This window comes from Paenibacillus sp. V4I5 (assembly GCF_030817255.1).
GTDB lineage: Bacteria > Bacillota > Bacilli > Paenibacillales > NBRC-103111 > Paenibacillus_E.
The window spans coordinates 199658-219923 of sequence record NZ_JAUSZB010000002.1; the positions used below are offsets into that span (position 1 = coordinate 199658).

General features: G+C 43.9%; 22 protein-coding genes and 1 riboswitch. Of the genes, 18 read left to right on the forward strand and 4 right to left on the reverse strand.

Features of this window, described 5'->3' with window-relative positions:
* Nucleotides 1-46 precede the first annotated feature (46 nt).
* The 8 genes from QFZ78_RS02775 to mgrA all read left to right on the forward strand — a co-directional run bounded on the left by QFZ78_RS02775 (nucleotide 47) and on the right by mgrA (nucleotide 9049).
* The gene (locus tag QFZ78_RS02775) at nucleotides 47-1057 is read left to right on the forward strand and encodes a 2-oxoacid:acceptor oxidoreductase family protein (RefSeq protein ID WP_171688207.1); all 1011 of its coding nucleotides are present in this window, start codon (nucleotides 47-49) and stop codon (nucleotides 1055-1057) included.
* A gap of 34 nt (nucleotides 1058-1091) precedes the next feature.
* The gene (locus QFZ78_RS02780; RefSeq protein ID WP_307545173.1) at nucleotides 1092-3395 is read left to right on the forward strand and encodes a thiamine pyrophosphate-dependent enzyme; all 2304 of its coding nucleotides are present in this window, start codon (nucleotides 1092-1094) and stop codon (nucleotides 3393-3395) included.
* 70 nt (nucleotides 3396-3465) lie between these two features.
* Complete coding sequence (locus QFZ78_RS02785) at nucleotides 3466-3759, forward strand: hypothetical protein (protein ID WP_307545174.1); 294 nt, start codon at nucleotides 3466-3468, stop codon at nucleotides 3757-3759.
* A gap of 119 nt (nucleotides 3760-3878) precedes the next feature.
* A riboswitch (cyclic di-GMP riboswitch) is annotated at nucleotides 3879-3966 on the forward strand.
* A gap of 165 nt (nucleotides 3967-4131) precedes the next feature.
* Nucleotides 4132-5085, forward strand: coding sequence for a C40 family peptidase (locus QFZ78_RS02790; RefSeq protein ID WP_307545175.1), 954 nt, complete (start codon nucleotides 4132-4134; stop codon nucleotides 5083-5085).
* A gap of 106 nt (nucleotides 5086-5191) precedes the next feature.
* On the forward strand, nucleotides 5192-5785 hold the full coding sequence (locus QFZ78_RS02795; protein ID WP_307545176.1) for a ribonuclease H-like YkuK family protein: 594 nt from the start codon (nucleotides 5192-5194) through the stop codon (nucleotides 5783-5785).
* A 147-nt stretch (nucleotides 5786-5932) separates the two neighbouring features.
* A complete protein-coding gene (locus tag QFZ78_RS02800; protein ID WP_307545177.1) occupies nucleotides 5933-6439 on the forward strand; it encodes an ADP-heptose synthase in 507 nt (168 codons plus the stop codon).
* A gap of 24 nt (nucleotides 6440-6463) precedes the next feature.
* Nucleotides 6464-7492 carry a phosphotransferase gene (locus QFZ78_RS02805; protein ID WP_307545178.1) on the forward strand — a complete coding sequence of 343 codons (1029 nt, stop codon included), beginning with the start codon at nucleotides 6464-6466 and terminating at the stop codon, nucleotides 7490-7492.
* Nucleotides 7493-8059: 567 nt separating this feature from the next.
* The gene (gene mgrA, locus QFZ78_RS02810; RefSeq protein WP_307545179.1) at nucleotides 8060-9049 is read left to right on the forward strand and encodes an L-glyceraldehyde 3-phosphate reductase; all 990 of its coding nucleotides are present in this window, start codon (nucleotides 8060-8062) and stop codon (nucleotides 9047-9049) included.
* A gap of 3 nt (nucleotides 9050-9052) precedes the next feature.
* Here mgrA and xerS read toward each other — a convergent pair whose 3' ends face one another.
* Complete coding sequence (gene xerS, locus QFZ78_RS02815; RefSeq protein WP_307545180.1) at nucleotides 9053-10135, reverse strand: tyrosine recombinase XerS; 1083 nt, start codon at nucleotides 10133-10135, stop codon at nucleotides 9053-9055.
* 205 nt (nucleotides 10136-10340) lie between these two features.
* Here xerS and QFZ78_RS02820 point away from each other — a divergent pair, with 205 nt between their 5' ends.
* From QFZ78_RS02820 to QFZ78_RS02850, 7 genes are all read left to right on the forward strand, one after another.
* The gene (locus QFZ78_RS02820; RefSeq protein ID WP_307555437.1) at nucleotides 10341-10844 is read left to right on the forward strand and encodes an RNA polymerase sigma factor SigV; all 504 of its coding nucleotides are present in this window, start codon (nucleotides 10341-10343) and stop codon (nucleotides 10842-10844) included.
* Between the two features lies 1 nt (nucleotide 10845).
* Nucleotides 10846-11721, forward strand: a complete 876-nt coding sequence (rsiV, locus tag QFZ78_RS02825) for an anti-sigma-V factor RsiV (RefSeq protein ID WP_307545181.1) — start codon at nucleotides 10846-10848, stop codon at nucleotides 11719-11721.
* A gap of 64 nt (nucleotides 11722-11785) precedes the next feature.
* Nucleotides 11786-12130, forward strand: a complete 345-nt coding sequence (locus tag QFZ78_RS02830) for a hypothetical protein (protein ID WP_307545182.1) — start codon at nucleotides 11786-11788, stop codon at nucleotides 12128-12130.
* A gap of 299 nt (nucleotides 12131-12429) precedes the next feature.
* Nucleotides 12430-13449 (forward strand): ABC transporter ATP-binding protein, encoded by a 1020-nt coding sequence (locus tag QFZ78_RS02835; RefSeq protein ID WP_307545183.1) that lies wholly within the window; start codon nucleotides 12430-12432, stop codon nucleotides 13447-13449.
* Nucleotides 13424-14227, forward strand: coding sequence for an ABC transporter permease (locus QFZ78_RS02840; RefSeq protein ID WP_307545184.1), 804 nt, complete (start codon nucleotides 13424-13426; stop codon nucleotides 14225-14227). Before QFZ78_RS02835 ends, QFZ78_RS02840 begins: the two co-directional genes overlap by 26 nt.
* Nucleotides 14211-15056: an ABC transporter permease gene (locus QFZ78_RS02845; RefSeq protein ID WP_307545185.1), complete on the forward strand. Its 846-nt coding sequence runs from the start codon at nucleotides 14211-14213 to the stop codon at nucleotides 15054-15056. The genes QFZ78_RS02840 and QFZ78_RS02845 overlap by 17 nt, the downstream gene beginning before the upstream one ends.
* Nucleotides 15057-15142: 86 nt before the next feature.
* Nucleotides 15143-15898, forward strand: coding sequence for a DUF3892 domain-containing protein (locus QFZ78_RS02850; RefSeq protein WP_307545186.1), 756 nt, complete (start codon nucleotides 15143-15145; stop codon nucleotides 15896-15898).
* A gap of 382 nt (nucleotides 15899-16280) precedes the next feature.
* Here the strand turns inward: QFZ78_RS02850 and QFZ78_RS02855 are convergent, their stop codons facing one another.
* The 3 genes from QFZ78_RS02855 to QFZ78_RS02865 form a co-directional block, all read right to left on the reverse strand.
* On the reverse strand, nucleotides 16281-16562 hold the full coding sequence (locus QFZ78_RS02855; RefSeq protein WP_307545187.1) for a hypothetical protein: 282 nt from the start codon (nucleotides 16560-16562) through the stop codon (nucleotides 16281-16283).
* Nucleotides 16563-16694: 132 nt separating this feature from the next.
* On the reverse strand, nucleotides 16695-17558 hold the full coding sequence (locus QFZ78_RS02860; protein ID WP_307545188.1) for a helix-turn-helix transcriptional regulator: 864 nt from the start codon (nucleotides 17556-17558) through the stop codon (nucleotides 16695-16697).
* 133 nt (nucleotides 17559-17691) lie between these two features.
* Nucleotides 17692-18114, reverse strand: a complete 423-nt coding sequence (locus QFZ78_RS02865; protein ID WP_307545189.1) for a DUF3995 domain-containing protein — start codon at nucleotides 18112-18114, stop codon at nucleotides 17692-17694.
* A gap of 611 nt (nucleotides 18115-18725) precedes the next feature.
* Here QFZ78_RS02865 and QFZ78_RS02870 point away from each other — a divergent pair.
* From QFZ78_RS02870 to QFZ78_RS02880, 3 genes are all read left to right on the forward strand, one after another.
* Nucleotides 18726-18929: a YwbE family protein gene (locus QFZ78_RS02870; protein ID WP_029195001.1), complete on the forward strand. Its 204-nt coding sequence runs from the start codon at nucleotides 18726-18728 to the stop codon at nucleotides 18927-18929.
* 24 nt (nucleotides 18930-18953) lie between these two features.
* Nucleotides 18954-19205: a YolD-like family protein gene (locus QFZ78_RS02875; protein WP_307545190.1), complete on the forward strand. Its 252-nt coding sequence runs from the start codon at nucleotides 18954-18956 to the stop codon at nucleotides 19203-19205.
* A gap of 149 nt (nucleotides 19206-19354) precedes the next feature.
* Nucleotides 19355-20266, forward strand: a complete 912-nt coding sequence (locus QFZ78_RS02880; protein WP_307555439.1) for a tyrosine-type recombinase/integrase — start codon at nucleotides 19355-19357, stop codon at nucleotides 20264-20266.

Consider the following 20266-nt stretch of genomic DNA (forward strand, 5'->3'; position numbering starts at 1 on the left):
ATACTATTCATTCTTTATGCAGTTCATTTTTGAAAGGAGACCTGGCATGGTAACTTTACCTAAATTGAACGATCTCGGGTTTTTTGAGATTAGACTGGAATCCATCGGTGGGCTTGGCGCGAATCTAGCGGGTAAGATGCTGGCGGAAGCGGGAGTCGTTGGGGTGGGTTTGAACGGGGTTAGCTTTTCTTCCTATGGTTCAGAGAAGAAAGGATCGGCAGTGAAAGCACATATAAGGTTTTGTGACATGGATACGCGAATTCGGGATACTTCTCCGGTCGAACGACCGCATGTTGTGGGTGTTTTTCACGAATCGCTTTCCAAAACTGTAAACGTTATCAGTGGCATCTATGAAGATAGTACCGTACTTGTAAATTCGACAAAAACACCGGATGAGTTGAAGGAAAAGATGAAGCTCCGGGGAGGTACCATTGCCGTTATCGATGCAATTGGAATCTCGCTAGAGGAGAAGAACCGCGTGAATATGGCGATGCTTGGCGCGCTGTTCCGGTTGTGTGATTTCCTTGATCCAGATGTCATGAGAGGCGTTATTCGTAAATCATTAGAAAAGAAATATCCGCTTGCTGTAGCACCAGCCCTACGAACTTTTGACCGTGGTTACAATGAAGTTAAGTTCCAAACGTATGCGCTTCCCGAAGGGGAGACGATGCCCGATTTCGTTCGTTTCGATACGCCAGTGCTTGGCTATGAAACGCAGTCCATTGGTGGTGTCATTACGAATCCTGGGAACAGCATTCTGAAAGATTTAAGCATTTCACGTGCGGGGATGATGCCGCATTTCCATGAAGATAAATGCATTCACTGTGCTTCCTGCGATAATGTGTGTCCGGATTTCTGTTTCGTTTGGGATGAACTCCCCGACAAGAAGGGGCGGCCTCAGATGTTCTTACAGGGGATCGACTATCAATACTGTAAAGGGTGCCTTAAATGTGTACAAGCTTGTCCGACCGAAGCGCTCGTAAGTGAGCGGGAAGAGGATGGTTATGCGGACTTAAATCGCATGCCGCATCGATTCAATCTAGCTGTAAACTCTTAGAGAGTATTTATGGGAGAAGGGTGGAACTACTCGCATGTCCATTGATATCAAGAAGGAATTAGGGCAAGCCAAGGTCGAACAGCGCATTGTATATGAATCAGGTAACGAGATGGCGGCATATGCGGCTCATCAAATTAATTATCATGTTATGGGATACTTTCCGATATCTCCATCTACGGAGGTTGCCCAATTTCTAGATCTTATGAAGTCCAACGGACAACATGATATCGTGCTCATTCCAGCAGATGGTGAACATGGTTCGGCTGGCATATGTTATGGCGCTTCAACTGCTGGCGGCCGCGTATTTAACGCGACAAGCGCCAACGGTTATTTGTACATGTTAGAGCAAATGCCGGTACAATCGGGGACACGCTTTCCCATGGTAATGAACTTGGTATGTCGCTCTGTATCTGGACCATTGAATATTCATGGGGATCACTCCGATTTATACTATGCTTTAAATACAGGTTGGCCGATTGTGATGTGTCGGGACCCGCAAGCGGTCTATGATATGAATATCATAGCTTTAAAGCTGGCTGAGGATCCGGAAGTGCGCTTGCCGGTTCTGGTTGCTTCAGACGGCTATTTCACGTCCCACCAAAAGCGTAGAGTACAAACGTTCGCACATCGTGAGGATGTGCATGCTTTCGTCGGAGAGAAGCCACAGGGCTTCCCGGATACGTTGGATCGTAATAATCCGATTACCGTAGGTCCTTATATGAATGAGCCGGATTATATAAATAACTGCTATCAGCAGTCCATGGCCATGTATAACGCCGAAGGTGTTTATGATCGTATTCGGCAGGAATACGCGGAGTTAACAGGCCGTGATTATCCGATTCTTGAGCTATACCGCATGGAGGACGCGGAAGTCGCCGTGTTCTTGATGAATTCGGCTTCCGAAATCATTAAGGACGTCGTCGATCAACTCCGTGAGAAGGGTATTAAGGCCGGATCGATCGCGCCGAATATCATCCGACCATTCCCGGCAAAGCAGATCGCTGAAGCTTTGCAGCATGTGAAGGCGATCACCGTTGGCGATCGCGCGGATTCCTATGGCGGCCATGGCGGCAATATGGTCAACGAAATTAAAGCGGCGCTGTTCACACACGGGAACAGAGATACGCTTGTCATAAGCCGAATCTACGGCTTAGGTGGCAAGGACTTTTATGCCGAAGACGGGCATAGTTTGTTCCAATTTGCCACTGACGCTGTACAAAGCGGCAAGGTTGAAGTTCCCTTCGATTACTACGGCCACACGCCAGGTGATCCTTCGAAAGCGCCGAAGCGGGTGTTGACGCCGATGAAGTATGAGGATTTGAAGACGGGACTCATCACGGTAACGCCGGATGAGAACTCAGGCAAGCTGAATGTGCGTATTCCGCCACTGCGAGCACTGACGAAGAAACCGAAGCGTATTGCTCCGGGGCATGGCGCTTGTCCAGGTTGCGGTATTTTCTCCGGCTTGGAACTGTTTTTCAAAGGGATTGAAGGCGATATTGTCTCGATCTTCCACACAGGCTGTGCGATGGTTGTAACGACGGGTTATCCGTATTCGGCTCACAAAGCGACCTATATTCATAATCTGTTCCAGAACGGCGCAGCGACCCTCTCAGGAGTTGTGGAGATGTTCTGGGAGCGCAAGCGACGTGGCGAGCTCGACCATTTGGGTTTGAAGGACGATTTCACCTTCGTGATGATCACTGGTGACGGCGGAATGGATATCGGCATGGGACCAGCAATCGGAGCGGCTTTGCGCAATCATAAAATGATTATTCTCGAGTACGATAACGAGGGATACATGAATACGGGTGCGCAGTTGTCTTATTCGACGCCAATGGGTCATCGTACATCGACTTCGAACGTTGGGAAGCACCAAGGTGGTAAAGTGTTCCATCACAAGGATACCGCCCAAATTATGGCCGCTACCCATATTCCGTATGTATTTACGGGGTCGGAAGCGTATCCGCAGGATCTTGTGAAGAAAGCCGCGAAAGCACAATGGTACGCTCAAAATGAGGGATTGGTATATGGAAAAATTCTCATTGCCTGTCCGCTGAACTGGCTGTCGGATGACCAGGAAGGCTCCAATATCGTTGGAGCTGCGGTAGACTCCTGCTTCTTCCCGCTCTATGAAGTGGAACACGGGGTTACATCCATCACATATAACCCAGAGGATAAGAGCAAGAAGATACCACTATCGGATTGGCTCAAGACGATGGGGAAAACGAAGCATATGACGAAGCCTGAATATGAGGGTTCCCTGAAATCATTCGAAACGGAAGTCGAGCGTCGTTGGAATATGTTAAAAGCCAAGCATGAGAATGCTTATTTATAAGTCGTCATCATAAAAAATGAAGGCACATTCACCTCCGTGGTGAACGTGCCTTTTTATCGGAGGAATGAAAATGCCCTATGTGTTGCAGCACAAAATATCGCAGCAGATTTTCACATGCACACTTGTCAATCACTACGGTTTAGCCTATTATGGCGTTAAATTTTGGCCGGATTTAGAAGAGGCTGAGCAGCAGTTTCCTGCTTTTCTGCACAACATAGGGGAAATGGAGCCGGATGCTTGGCAGGTGACTGAGCTCGAGGAAGGGGAAATGAAGCTCTGCAATGTGAAGTTGAAAAATGATCCTAATTTACAAGTGTTTTGGACACATACACGAAAACTGGAAGTCCGTAAACTGGAAAAATAAACCTTAGCGTCAATAGGTACGCAGACACTATGATATCGACAAAGAATCGCAACCTTTCGCCTATATTCGTGAAGAACCCCCTCAAACTATAATAAGATGCGAAAGAAAAAATTAACATCACAACGAAATGGCAAACCGAGCGAAAGCTAGGGACGCAAAGCTTTAGGGGCTCTCGTGCCAAAGGTACAGTGCTAGCCAGCTGCCGAATGCGATAGGACCCATCTACAAGAAGAGGATGACCCAGCTGAGGCAAACGGGTCATCCTTTTTTCGATGTAGAGGAGGTGTCAGGTTCAAATAATCCATTTCGCCAGTTCGGTTTTACGTGACTCAAACGCAGCAAGAGCGATATCAACCTATGGAGGTAGAGACGATGAGAAAATGGACGATGGTTATCGGAATGCTTGTTTTAGCGCTTACTTTTGTAGTCCCTGCAGCCATTCAGGCAGAAGAGGGGGTAACAACAAAGGCTCAAATTGTTTCGGGGGTAAGCTTCAGAGATCAAGCTAGTACTTCAAGCAATGTTATACGTTTATTGAAAACAAACGAAATTGTTACCGTCACAGACTATGTAACGACGAATTGGTATAAAATCAAGGATGCGCAGGGCGTAAGCGGCTATGTTTCGACGAATAGCAGATACATAAAAATAACTAGTAATGCGGAAATCATCTATGGCGTAAACTTTCGTACACTTCCAGCAACCGAGCCCGGCTCCAAGATTATTCGAATGCTTAGTAAAGGGGAAGACGTCCTCGTTATAGCAAAAGTCAACGACAGTTGGTATCAAATTCAAGACGCCAATGGAACTAACGGGTATGTAAGCACAAATAGTAAATACATAAGCACGGATTTCTCTGTCATCAAACCCAATCTACCTCTCGCTGAAGAAATTGAAGCTGTTATTGCAGCTGGCCAAGTTTACTTAGGCACACCTTATGAGTTTGGTTCGGTACGCAATGACACCACGACCTTTGATTGCTCGGATTTCATTCAAACGATGTTCTGGGATGCTCTAAGATTCTCCGTACCAAGCGATTCACAGGCACAAGGCAACTATGTTAAATCGTTAGGTCCTGTAATTCAGGAGTGGACAAATTTGAAACGTGGAGATCTGATGTTCTTCAGCAGCTACAAAGGGAGTAGAGAATCAGATTATGATAACGTGAACGTTCTTACAGAGCCGATCACGCATGTTGGACTTTATTTAGGAAATGGGAATATGCTGCATACGTATTCTGTCGAATCCGGCGGAGTTCGCACAGATACGATCGCTGGGAAGCAATGGGAAAATCGATTTTTGTTCGGCGGCAGTGTTTTACGATAAGTGATGGTTCGATCATAGGAGTTTTGCCATATACTATAGATAGGGGCGGATGCAGCTTCAGCATCCGCTTCTTCCTCATTCTAAGAAGAAAGGAAGAACCTTATCTTTGAAACCTTTGACGACGACCCAGCCACTGGAATTTCGGAACACAACGGAAAGAGGACTTAACCTAGATACCGTACACGAGCGTATTCTACAATTCATGCGTCACGACCCCGTAGCAACCTACAAATTTATTATTGGTACGGATTGTCAGGTACACACAGGTCATACGAAATTCATTACCGGTGTAGTTATCCAGCGGTTAGGAAAAGGAGCGTGGGCGTGTTATCGTCAAGTCATCGTTCATCGGGCCCTGCATTCGATTAAGGAAAAACTTTCGATGGAAACTGCTTTGAGTGAAGAGATTGCCATGTATTTTGATGAGTCTAAGCGACAGGATATGGAAAACATTATTCTTCCACATCTGTATCAAGGTGCTTCCTTCGACATGTTTATTCATATTGATGCTGGTGACGATGAGAATAAAAACAGGACTGCTAAATTCGTCCAAGAAATGGTGCGGAGAGTGGAATCTGTTGGTATGGTTCCTGTTATTAAACCAGATTGTTATGTAGCTTCGGCCTATGCCAATCGGTTTTCGAAGAAGCCGTATCAGCCAATTTATGAGAATCATGAGGTCATCGATGGCATCCTATAAGAGAAATCGAAACCGTTAGTTCGAAGTGGTCACCACGATCATAGGAACTGACGGTTTTGTTTAGTTGAGAAGGTTGTGAAAAGAGGATTCCTCAGCTTCTTAGCGAAATAATGCTTTTACAAGGTTAGAGAGAAAGGGGAGAACAAGATGAGCAAAACATTTATTATCGAAGCCGTTATGCTAGCGGTGCATGGTCAGTTAATGCTGCCTGGGCAGCCTGTTACTTATGTGATACCTTATACCAGCATTCAGGAGTTATACGAGCTTCAGACAGGCTCTGAGCCGATCATGTTAGAGGAAGAAGACGATGGTTTCGTGAAGCAAATGATTGGTGAGCTGATTGCTTTCTTCGAGGAATCTTTTAATAAGAAAAAAATTGAAAAAGCGTTAACTGTTCCATGGCGGAAAAGCCCACCTTTGCCAATTAATGAGCATGTCACCTTGATGGTTGTTTTTGCGATTGACAATGAGGAGTATGGGGACAATTTTGACCCGATTGAAACCGAATTAATTCTAACGGCGATCAAAGAACAGGCTGCTTTGTTAACTGACCAGTTAGATTTCATTGAACGTATGGTTCAAGCAGGAATTCCAGTCGAAGCATATGACGTAGAGGATTTTGAATTTGCGGTAGAAGGTGACAATCAGGTTTAGGAAGAGGAGTTGAGGAAGGCAATTATGCGTGTCAAAGATCAAGAGGAGCAATTAACCTCACTACCAACTTACTGGTTTCCAGCTCAAACATGGTCCATGCGTGTTGGCGCGGGAGGTATGAATAATACAACTCGGTTCGTAGACGTGGAAGGTACTTCCTATGTTCTTCGATTGTACGAAACTCATCGTGACATGGACAAAATTATGTTCGAACATAGTGTTCTTTTGGCACTAGACAAAGAAAAAGATAAACTTCCCTTTCGTGTACCTGTGCCAGTGGAGCTCCCAACTGGGGGGACTGTTGTTCGCTTAGATGCAAGCGAAGGCAAATTGGCTGCCTTATTTACGTATACAGATGGCTGTAATCCTACTTGGGGGAGTATGCATCAACTGCTGCAGTTCGGAGAAGCTGTTGGAAAGCTGTCTTCTGCTCTGGCTGCGATTACCATGGAACTTAAACCTGTCTACCCACCTTATTATGAAATTGAACATATCCATCCCCGCTGCACACCAGATGCGATTCAAGAGTTCTGTCTTCATCCATCAGAACCATTCAGGATGCAGCGCGATGAGCTCTCCTATATATTTGGACGATTTGCTGCTTTTTATAAGGCTATTCCTGACCTTAGAAAGCTTCCTCATCAACTCGTTCATGGTGATATCAATGGGTCTAATATGCTGGTTAATGACGAGGGTCAAATTACGGCCGTACTTGATTTTGAGTTCGTAACTCAAGATGTTCGAGTGATGGAGCTAGCGGTCTGTTTATCAGATCTTATCGATCCCACCCTACCGTCAGAAGAATTGCGACGCAATTGTACTGCCTTCTATAAGGGGTATGGCCAATCGATTCATTTGGGAGAGGAAGAAATTGTGTTGCTGCCTCTTCTGATCGAGCTTCGTAGGTTGGATGTATTTATTCATTTTCTAGGAAGATATTTAGATGGTGTGGATGCTCAAGGCGTGCTCGTTGATATTATTCATAACACGTTTGACAAAACGGAGTGGCTGGAATTGAATGGCTCGGAGCTTGTGCTTACTTTGCTCAAATAGCATAAAGATAGGGGTAATCGTACAATCGATACTTCTCTGGTTGGAATACCATATAACACCAATTGAAAAGGTGGTGTTTAGGTATGCCTAAAGGTGTTTATCTGGGCAACAATGTTCTCGCTCCTAACTGTGGTCGTTTCTGTCGTAATGTGTGCAATCGATTATTTGTAGTTGGGCGAAATCAATGTATTGCGGATTGTCTGCGGTGTGGTGGATTACGCGGAAGCGCAAAGTCCACTGTGAAATCAAAAGGAAAAATGGCTCACAAATCAAAACGTAAATGTAACTGCGGTTGTGGCAAATGTAAATAATTTCGAAAAAACTGTCGAAGGAATTCGGCAGTTTTATTTCTGATTGTAGGCAAAATAAAAGCATAACTAACCTAGAGGTAAGTAAGACACGTTTTTTTTAGTTCTTTTTTTGTTACCGCGGTTAACCTATACTAGTACTTAAGAAGCCAGTTTAATGGTGAAACTTTGGTAGATGCTTACGAGATAAGTTTTCTACGAAAACATAAGTGGATGCTTACGAAGTAAGTTTTCTACGAAAACTCTGAGGAGGACAAAAATGGTCTATCAAGCAAGCTCAACGCGTTATGCAGAAATGAAATATAATCGTTCAGGTAAATCGGGACTTAAGCTCCCGGCCATATCATTAGGTTTGTGGCACAATTTCGGTGGATTAGATCTCCATGAGAATGGAAGAACTATGCTGCTTCGCTCTTTTGACTTAGGGATTACCCATTTTGATTTGGCTAATAACTACGGGCCGCCGCCAGGGTCAGCTGAGGAAATGTTTGGTAAGGTGTTAAAAAGCGACTTGGCCGCGTATCGTGATGAGCTGATCATCTCAACCAAAGCGGGTTACCACATGTGGGAAGGTCCTTATGGAGAGTGGGGTTCCAAGAAATATCTAGTATCCAGCTTGGATCAAAGTTTGAAAAGAATGGGATTGGAATATGTAGATATTTTCTATTCGCACAGACCGGATCCGAATACGCCATTCGAAGAGACAATGGCTGCCCTGGATTTAATAGTTCGTCAAGGTAAAGCGTTGTACATAGGGCTATCCAATTATACGGCAGAGCAAACGAAAGAAGCAGTAACCATTCTGAAAGGTCTGGGAACACCGCTGCTGATTCATCAACCATCCTACAGCATGCTGAATCGTTGGATTGAGAATGGCCTGCAGGACGTGCTGGATGAGTTTGGTGTAGGCAGCATCGCGTTTTGTCCGCTTGCACAAGGCCTGCTGACGAACAAATACGTGAGTGGGGTGCCAAATGATTCTCGCGCGGGCGGGAAGAGTCAATTCCTGAACACGAAAGATATTACGGAAGAGAAACTTGCACAAATTAATCAACTGAATGAGATAGCGAGCAGTCGTGGCCAAAGCTTGGCGCAAATGTCGCTTGCTTGGGTTCTCCGCGGCGAGCGAGTAACGTCAGCGCTGATTGGTGCAAGTCGTGTGTCTCAAATTGAAGAGAACGTAGCTGCACTCAAAAACCTAGCATTCTCTCCAGAAGAATTGGCTACAATTGAAGAAATCCTGAAGTAATCTTCAGGATTCCAGCCGTTTATCAATCGCTTCGGACATTGTTTTATCCGTGAGATGCGCATAGATTTGTGTTGTTTCAGGGGAAGCATGGCCGAGCTGCTCTTGTGTTTTATACAAGTCATTCTGTAAGTAATAATCTGTGGCGAACGAGTGCCGCAGCTTATGAACAGATAGGTAGGGCTTGCCGAAGCGCTTGGCATACTTGATAACGAGTTCTTGGATAGCCCGTTTCGTCATACGTTCGCCCTCTTTTTTGCCATTTGCGATGGCAAGGAAGAGGGCTTTTTCCTTTTTAAGCGGCTTATAGCGAGTTGAGCGGATGTTGATATAGTCCGTTAGAGCTTGAATAGCTTCATTACGGAAGTAAACGGGAGTTTTGAACGTGTCATCATTCTTACCTTTACGATATACATAGGTAAGCTTCTTCTTAAGGTCAATATCATCGACGTTCAGATTGAATACTTCCGATACACGAAGCCCCGAATTAAGTATGAGAGTAATGATGCAAGTATCTCTTATTCTATTCAACTCGTAGGAGTAGAGAGCTTGCTTATTGGTAGCTACATCGTGCTCATAACCATGCTGTACATACGCAATAAATTCTACAATTTCCTCTTCTTGGAGCAGCTTGCCCTCGAGCTTTGCGGCACTGTCCTTGGGCCTATGCGATCGTTTGATCTCTACTTTGGCCATCACATTCCGCTTCAGAAGCGGGTAGAAATTATCGTCCTCTGCAATTTGGCTTAAATAATGGAATAAGGAACGCAAAGCGGAAAGCTTACGGTTAATCGTGGTTTTCACATTAGCCTGAACTTTACGAGTAGCTAGGAACATGCGAAAGTTATCAACGCTATCCATATGTAATTTCTCCAAATCCTCCAGAGGAACTTGGTTCATAGAGGGAGCAGAACTTAATCCTTCGGCCAGCAGCCAGGATAGAAAGATTTCGTAATCACGCACATACTCAAGTAATGAGGATGGAGAGAGGTCTGGCAGCTTATAATTGATAAATTTCTCAATATACCAAGGCATAGTAGGGATTCTTTTTTCTAATTCAAGGCGATCTTTAACTTTAATAATGTTCATAGGTAAATGTCACCTCACTAGCTTCTTCTTGCTGTTAGTATAGCAGTGGGCAAGGGAAATTGGTAGAAGAAGGTCGATTCGAAGCCTCTGACCCTGTGCTATTATGTAGTGTACCAAACTATTCTACGCACTCGCACGTCCTAGCTCATACAAGACCAAATCTTTTACGCGCGTAGAAAAAGGAGCGTCTTTTAACCTCATGACGATGAATGGCAAGTTAGAAAAGTTGCTGATTGCATGTATAACAGAACATAAAGAAAATGTTTATCGATTAGCATATAGTTACGTGAAAAATTCGGAAGATGCCCTCGATGTCGTTCAAGACGCCATACATAAGTCTTTTGCCTCAGCTTGCTCTCTGAAAGACACCGCATCCATAAAGAGCTGGTTTTACAGGATTGTAGTAAATACTTCATTGGATTTCTTGAGGAAGCATAAAAAAATTCAAGTCGTTGATGATATCACGATGGAATCGTATGCTCAAGGCAGTGAAGATGCCTATCCTAATATTGATCTGGAAAGGGCACTAGATGATTTGCCGACAATCTATCGAAGTGTGATATTACTAAGATTTTTCGAGGATTTGAAGATTGATGAAATCGCCGAGGTTTTACAAGAAAACAGCAGTACGATAAAAACACGGTTGTATCAAGCCCTCCGATTACTCCGGATTAAAATGATCGACGATAAATTAGAGGAGGTCAACTAAAATGAATGAAAAACTAGAACAAATGAAACAACACTATATGGATATTCCGATTCCAAAAGAACTGGATTTTATTGTAAACCAAGCCATTAAGCAGAATAAGAGAAGAAAAAGCAATGTTAATTGGGGATTTGCAGTTGCGGCGGCGGCTATCTTGTTTGTCACAGGTATCAATACCAGTCCTACTTTGGCCCATGCTTTGTCTGAGGTGCCTCTCGTTGGTGACATCGTTAAGGTGCTAACGTTTAGAGAATATAAGTTCAACGATGGAACCTATAAAGCTAATTTAGAAGTGCCAGTTATCACGAATTTGGATAATAAAACCTTGGAAGATACCCTGAATAACAAATATCTAGAAGAAGGCAAGAAGTTATATACTGATTTCATCATTGAAATGGAAAGTATGAAGCAAAGTGGCGGCGGTCATTTAGGGGTAGATAGCGGATATGTCATTAAAACTGATAATGATCAGATCCTCTCAGTGGGAAGATACGTGGTAAATACAGTCGGATCCTCCTCAACAACATTCAAATACGACACAATCGACAAGAAGAAACAATTGCTCATTACTTTGCCAAGTTTGTTTAAAAATGATGATTATATTGATGTTATCAGTGAAAATATTAAGGAGCAAATGAAGGAAAAGATGAAGCGGGACCCGCAGAAGATTTACTGGGTTGAGGGTGTTGCTAATGAGTTAAATTCATACTTCAAAACCATCACGATGGATCAAAACTTCTATATCAATTCAAACGGTCAACTTGTTCTCTCTTTCCAAAAATACGAGGTTTCACCCGGTTATATGGGTATTGTAGAATTTATCATTCCGACTCCCGTGCTGTCTGATACCTTGACGATGAGAGGCGAGTATATTCATTAGGAATAAAAAAAGGAACATTTACTAAAATTAATCGGGTATGAAAAATTCAGCTGGGGGTATCTCTATGCAACAACAAACGCCGCAACAAAATCAACAAGGCTTTGAGCAAATTAAACAAGCTGCCCAAAAAGCTGAGCAAGCTGCTGAACAAACGCTGCAAGTTGCTCAGGATATTTATACACAGGCGACTGAAGCTGCATTGTCCGAAGCAGAACAACAGCTGCAGGATCTTCAGGGACAAATTCAGCAAGCCCAGCAAAAGACGGAAAGTTTAAAACAAGAATTACAAACGACACAAGAATCTCAACAATCTCAAGAATCTCAACAGTCCCAACAATCTCAACAATCTCAACAATCTCAACAATCTCAACAATCTTCGCAATCTTCGCAATCTCATCAAACCCAATAGCGCAACGAAAGAGGGTTAGCGTAAAAAGTCTGTGCATCTGCAACAGGCTTTTTTTTGCTTGGATGAGTCGCAAAAAAAGTGTTGTCTGTACATGACATCATGTGTTAATATGTGGAAAATAAACGGAAGGGCTTCTAGGGATCCGAACCTACAAAGGTGGCGAACCGAGCGAAGCCGACACGGATACCTGACGTGTTACACCGTAAGGGATAAAAGACCTTCGGAAAGTTCCGCCTGTTTAGGCGAAACGGACTGAGGTCTTTTTTGCTTTACCGAAATAAAAAGTGGAGGGAACAGAGATGGCATCGATCCGTGTGGACCAATTGGGGAAATCCTTTCGACTCAAGAAAAAAGAAGAAGGCTTTATGGCGAGTGTAAGGACACTTTTAAAGCCGGAGTATGTAGACAAGTCAGCTGTAGAGGGGATAACATTCTCCGTGGATCAGGGGGAAACACTTGCCTTTCTCGGACCGAATGGTGCCGGGAAATCCACGACTATTAAGATGCTGACAGGCATTCTTCATCCTACAACAGGCCAGGCTGAAGTTCTAGGCTGCTGTCCATGGAAGGAGCGGACGAAGCTAAGCTATCGAATAGGCTCTGTCTTCGGGCAAAAGTCGCAGCTTTGGTATCATCTGCCACCCATCGATACCTTCGAGCTAATGAGCCGTATTTACGAGCTGCGGCGCAGTGAGTATATACGCCGGCGTGATGATCTCATCGAGAGATTTGAACTTGGACCCTATTTGCATACGGCAGTCAGGAAGCTCTCGCTAGGCGAACGGATGCGCTGTGAGATCGCTGCTTCCTTGATGCACCGCCCGCAGGTGCTGTTCCTTGATGAACCTACGATTGGACTAGACGTTGTCGTTAAACAACGAATACGCGAGCTTATTCTAGAGTTAAAACGTGAAGAAGGAACAACTGTGTTTCTTACGTCCCATGATGCTGGTGATATTGAGCGGCTATGTGACCGGGCGATTGTAATCAATCACGGCAGGATTGTCTTCGATGACCGAGTCGAGGTGATGAAGCAGCAGTTTTTGACACAAAAAACAGTCCGCCTTGTATTGGGAGAGGAGCCCGATTCCCTAGAAATTGTCGGGGTGAAAGTACTCGAACGAAGTGGTGTAAGAATTGTTCTTTCCGTCGATATGAGTCAAACAACGATTGAAGCAGCGCTGTCCCAGATCATGTCTGAGCACCGGATTATCGACGTTACGGTTGAAGATCCACCGATGGAGGACATCATCACACGTATGTACGGGAGCTTCGGAAAGGAGGAGAAAGGACATGAACAACTGGAGAAAATCGGTTAAATATGTCTTTATCGGCAAAATCACACTTCGCAATCAACTTGCTTATGTGGCTGATTTTCTTATCCGCTCGTTGTTTCTGCTGTTGATTCTTTATATTTTTCTTCAACTATGGCAGGCAACGTTTCATGGCGAAGGAACGGAATCTATAGGAGGCTTCAGCTTCAAGCAGATCATGTGGTATCTCGTAATAACGGAATCGATGATCCTCGCCTGTCCAAGTCTCTGCACACGCGTAGAGGAAGAAGTGAAAAGCGGGGATATCGTGTTCAAATTCGTCCGTCCTGTTAGCTTTGTCGCCTTTCACTACGTCGAATATATGAGCGAAGCTGCGATGCGGTTTCTCGTCAACGCGGCGATTGGCGGTTTGTTAGGTTTGCTCATTATTGGTCCGCCTGATTTTGGTTATGGGTTACTATGGTTGCCAGTTGTGGCTTTGTGCGGTTTCACGGTTAATTTCATGTTGAATATGGTTTTAGCGCTAAGCTCTTTTTGGGTGGAGGAGACACGAGGGCTGGAGTTCGTATACAACAAATTTCTATTCACGATTGGCGGCATGCTGATGCCTCTGGAGTTATTTCCCGACGTGCTGCAGCAGGTAGGTCGTTGGCTGCCGTTTCAAGCCATTGTCTACATCCCGGCCAAGACAACCGTGACCTTTGATGCAGTTCAATTGCCAAGAATGATATGCACACAGCTGATATGGGTTGTTATCATTGGCATAATTGTCTCATTGGTCTATAGAAAAGGAGTGAAAAAGCTCAATGTTAATGGTGGATAGCCGCAAATTGACACCCATTAGTGAATTTGAACAGCCAGGTAAATTCAGGCGTTTACTTCGTTTCGTCTGGCAATGCTGGAAACTTAATCTTGCTGGCGCCATGGAGTTTCGGATGAGCTTCTTTCTCACGGCCGGTATGATGATTATCAATAATGTGGTTTGGATTGTGTTCTGGGGACTTTATTTTGGCCGATTTCCTGTATTGAATGGATGGGAACTACAGGATGTGATGATGCTCTGGGCTGTAGCGGCTGGCGGCTTCGGCGTTATGGCTACGTTTTTCGGTAATGCGATGCGCATTTCTAATCTGATCGTAACCGGACAGCTTGATATTTATTTAACGCAACCAAAGCCAGTTCTGCTTCATGTTCTCATTAGCCGCATGTCGGTAAGTGCAATTGGGGACGTCTTATTCGCACTTTTAATTTATGTCACTTTTGGAGATAAATCGATGATAGGCTTTCTTAAATTTGGTCTAGCGCTGCTGTTATCGACGCTGATTTTCTTATTTTTCACGGTTATTGTGAACAGTCCTGCGTTCTGGTTAGGGAGTTCAGACGGGTTGAGTTTTCAGCTATATAATGGGCTTCTGACATTCACCACATATCCAACGAGCATATTTCGGGGGCTAGGTAAAATCGTACTGTTTACGGTGTTGCCGGCAGGGTTCATCAGTTACTTGCCAATTGGGTTGTTACGACAGGTTGACATTCCTTTTATATCAGGTGCCATAGCCGTGACAGGCCTGCTTTGCTTGGGAGGTATGTATTTGTTTTACACAGGACTCCGGCGATACGCTTCTGGCAATATGATGGGGCTTCGGCGTTAATTGGGTTAATAGGGATAAGTTGCATATAGGTGACGCATGCTATAGGTGGAAGCCGCTTTATAGAATTAACAAAGGAGCTGATATCTATGGCGCGACGCCGACGTGGACAACAACCGATGCAGCAACTGATGCAACAACCGATGCAGCAACCGATGCAGCAACCGATGCAGCAACAGACGCAACAACCGATGATGCAACAGATGCAACAACCGATGATGCAGAATCAACCGTTTGGTATGACGAATACACAGCTTGAACCATCTCAAAATTATAGCAATGCGGTCGAACCTATCCATAATGGGAATTTTGCATGGAATGGTCAACCGATTCCAACGCAGATGTACCAGCAAGCTGGGCAAAGCGGGCAGCAGTCATTTATTCCCCAAGCTCGTAACAATGGAACTCAGACATCCGAAGGTGGAATGCCAGTTCCAGGTTCTTCAGGCAACATGAATGCCGAATATGGCCAGCGAAACACGGGAATCAACAATGCGGATGCGAGAAATGTAGGCTTTCAAGGGGGATATACAGGCTATGGTGCCAATGGCCAACCAACCCAATATGGCACTTTTATGCGGGATGGAACGCAGTATGGTGCAGGTCCACACACGATAGACCCCAATAAAGCTATTATTCAATCCGTCCATTATGGAGATGGCGGCATTAGTGCGGTTCAATTCCAAGATGGCAGGGTGGTTGATATTGCGAATGCCATTGCCATGACAGAAGCAGGACTGATTGAAGATGTGAATACGGGCAGGAATCGGGAAGGTCAAAAAACGCTAAGATCTTATCCGGATGGCGATCCAAGCAACAATTTATCTAATTTACCTCGTTTTTAAAAAGCTTATCTGAAGCAGTTTGCCCTGGTGCAAGCTGCTTATTTTATGTAGAAGTGAGAATTTACCCGATAAGCGCCGAAAAGGCGCTTACAGCCCGTCGCTCCGCGTAAGTCTGATCGCTAAGGTTTAGGTCTGTATCTGAGTTTTCACAAAATTAGCCCATCTCATAGAGTACCGGCAATTTTAATATAGAGTAGAAAATCCTAGCCTTTCTTCATCCGCCAAATGTATGCATTAGTCAAAGGATTTGAGGCGGAGCCTCAGTTTTTTTTTTGCGAAGAGGTATTCCCAAATGAAAAGGCTACCGTTACAGACGGCAGCCTTTTTTGCTCTAGTGTTTTAATGAACTCATATAATAGCATTCTTTGAATGCGGATACATTTTACTTTTTGAAATCTGCCAGATACTTGAGAACAAGTCCAAGTGCGCCGATGTAATAAGAAATTAACAATACGAAGCCTGTTGGATCAAGGGACATCATGTTGGAAATTAAAAATAATGGGAAAACATAGAACAGCATATCTTGCAGATAAGTCAGAATCAGAGTGCTGGAGAAGCTTCCAGCTTTGAGTGTTTTATATAAGCCTAGTAAAAAGCTAAGCCCCATAAAACCAAGAACTACCCACATCGAATAGAGCATCCAACCCGTAAGTGTAAGTGTCATTTAGATTCACCTCCCCGTAGGAAGATTTTCTTTCTACTTTATCATATGCTGTCATATGACAAGTCGTACTAGGACGATACGATTATTTTATATAAAAAATATGTTTACATAATTATAATTATGTAAACATATTTAAAGCTGCATATTGTTTCGATAAATAAGGGGGGAGACACCGACGTATTTCTTAAATAAACGTGAGAAGTAAAAAACATCTTTATAACCAAGCGAATCTGCGATCTCCTTTATGGTATCGTCTGAATTCAGCAGTATGTTTTTAGCTGCAGCCATTTTCAAACGGTGAATATAGGCTCCAAGTGGGTAGCCGGTATATTCGCTTACGATCCTCCGGAGAGTGGAAAGCGACATATGGTGGCGTTTTGCGATAAGCGCCGCGTCAAAGGGCTGGAACAACGAATCACCGAGATCGGCCATGAGATCAATCAATTGCTGAGTTTTTGTCGTTTCTGCCGGTACTTGATCTTTTAGAATAAATTCAAAAAGCAAGGATTCAAGCAGTAAGGAAGCACGGTCGATATTATCGGGTACACCGCTTTCCATGAGAATAAAGATGCGTTCGATCCGATTGTGCTGGGCGGCATCTTCATGCCCAACCTGCTTCGCCAAATCCACATGTGTAAGCCAACTACTGAGCCAATCCGCAATACGGCTTCCCTCGAATGTGAAGTAATACTCATCCCAATAACCGTCTGCATCAGGTCCATAATTATATACAGCTCCTGGTCGAAGGAAAAACAGACTGCCGCTTTCAATGTGTTGAACAGCTCCGTCATCGACTTGATAGGAGCCTTTTCCACCGGCAATATAGACGAAGGCCCATTTGGTAAATTTTGCATGAGCTCGAAATGATATACGGCCTGGAAGATGCCCAACAGCGAGGATAATCAAGGATTGCAGCTTTAATTTACTGGAATCAATAGGCAATGAAATGATCCGAAGCGGATAAGGACTGATCATATAGTCCATGAATCTTGGCATATCGTATATTCCCTCCGTGTAAGCTCCATGGTATCGTTGATAAAGTGTGAAAAGCACCTTTTTAATTGAGAAAAAGGACAACAAAAATTTGATATAGTATGGCTTAAAAAAAGTGATTGCTTGAAGAGACGAATTAGTTATAAATGAGCGTGAAATAAAAAGTGAAGCAAAGCCATAAGCAAAGCGGTGTGAACAAAAATGTATCATATGTAGCGAAACGAGTCTGTTTGACCCTCTTGAATAAACCCACATATTTAAAATCCCCAATTGCTCGGAGTCCAAATACGAAGACACAAAGCCAACAGCCCCATTGAACCCATGGAAATGAAGGGAGGACTGGAAGTAAGCCCCCTTGAATAGACAGTAGCAGCGCACTGCTAAATAAGAGAATGGCTACGATTAAAGTGGCTATTGGGCCAGGTTTAAACGTCTGTTCTCCTAATCCGCTTGTAGCAGGGATAGCAACTCTGCTTCCCCACTGACCACCAAATGCCCAGAACACATGTAATCCTCCGATACAAAATAAAAGGAAAACAGAAATTCCACTGATCATCATCCTTGAATCACAACCTCTCGGGAACGAATGCCATCTCTGTCATTATTTTAACTGAATTAAGCTGTTTTCAATAGGAAAAAGAGCGAAATGATAGAAAAACGTCATCAGAATGTGGGTTTTATATGAATTAGTCACATTAAATATTAATATCATTAATTATTATTTTGGCACCTTTGAAGTAAGATTATCGTGCTTTATGTAAGATGAAGCTTTTCGAGTGCCCAGATTTTAACTTTTAACTTTTTAGCATAATGGAAAAGCGGTGGTGTATCTGGCAACTGGATCCCAAAGGAGTTAGGGAGGGTATTGACGTTGATTGAAGCTTCAGCCGATTGTAAGGGCCATGGGACATAGAATGGGCCAATGAGCAAAGAGTAAATCATTCCAGATTTGGCGCATGATCCATGACTTGTCAGGTAACGGCCATGATCGGCTCATAAGTGGTTCTCTTTCTGTGTTCACGACTTCGAAATTTATAATGTAGGTTAATCGTATTGAATTAGTAAGGTGTTGTAAAGGGTTTTGCAAATGTACGCAACTTGATGGGGAATGGGGGAAAACTATGGTATAATAAAACACACAATTGAAAGAAAGCAGGCGACTTACACAGCATGAATGGCCAAAATCGCAAAGATGTGATTCCAGGTATTGAAGTAAATATTGTTTTGAAGCAAGACCAACGTAGCGGGAAGTTAACGCGTGGAATTGTCAAAGATTTATTAACGAACTCGCCTACCCATCCGCATGGGATTAAAGTAAGACTTGCAGATGGACAGGTTGGACGTGTCAAAGAAATATTATCGCCGGCAAGGTGATTTATAATCCAGGGGGAACGTGAGATGGCCAAGGCAAAAGTAGCAAAAAGACCAACGCGGGATGAATTTGTATTGGAAGAGATCGGTAATCAATTGTCCGAAGCGAAGCAGGAGAACTCCGAGATTGTTCTGACGGTTTGGGGGCGTGAAGAACGTGTTCGAGGGATTATAGCGACAATGGATTCGCGGACCGGTAGAGTACATATGGAAACGAATGGTGAAATTGATAAAGTTCCATTCATGGATATTATGAAAGTCGAATACCCACGGGATTAAGACCAGAAAAACGGTTAATAAGGTTATTCTGCTGTTTATTACACGGGATAAGCACTAATTGACCGTTTTTTGCTGTCAAAAAAATTGCACTAAATCTATATTTAACGCAACTTAGATTGTAACGGACGGAGTGAATAGGATTGGGGCAAGTGTACGAGTATGATGATGAGTATTTGGAGCTATTTGACTCATGGATGAAAGATCAGGGATTTACGAAACGAACACAACAAGCTTACTTAGGGGATGTTCGGTTATTCCTTTCCGGCGTTGAGAAATCATTGCCAACGATTGAGGCAATTGATATCATGCGCTTTTTGACAAAAATGCGACAGGGCGGGGCAGGGGATGCCGCGCGTAATCGCTATTTATCTTCAATTCGGACATTTTTCGCGGCACTGATCGAACTCCAGATTGCGCAGAGCAACCCTTCACTAAACGTGAAGAAATCGAAGGTCGAGAAAAACCAAATTCCTACGTTTCTCAGCGAACAGCTGCTTGCTGTGTTTTTACAATCGATTGAGGGAAAGTATCAGATCCGGAATGTGGCCATGTTTCTATTAATGAGTTATGCAGGTTTACGTGTAAGTGAGCTGCATCGACTAAACATTGCTGATTTCAATCGTTCAACGAGTACGCTGCAGGTGTTCGGCAAAGGACGAAAATGGCGTGTCATCCCTCTTCCTGCCGAATTGGTTAAAGTTCTGAATAAAGCATTAATGGAACGAATGGATACAAGGAGCTCGGCGGAGCAGCCTTTTTTTGTTTCTCAATTTGGCCGGCGAATTAGTGTTCGTATGATTCAAACGATTGCAGAGAAGCATTTCGAGGTGCTGAAGAAGCAGTATGCCGAACTACAAGGGAAGTCGATCTCAAGTCACAAGCTTCGCCATACATTTGCCACGATGCAGGTTCTGGCAGGGACGGATATCCGAACTTTGCAGGAATTACTTGGCCATGCGAGCATCCAGACCACACAGATTTACACCCATGTCGGAGATAAACAAAAGCAGGAAGCAATGAACAGGGTTTCGGCGTTTATTCCGGTAGGGATGGAGATATAG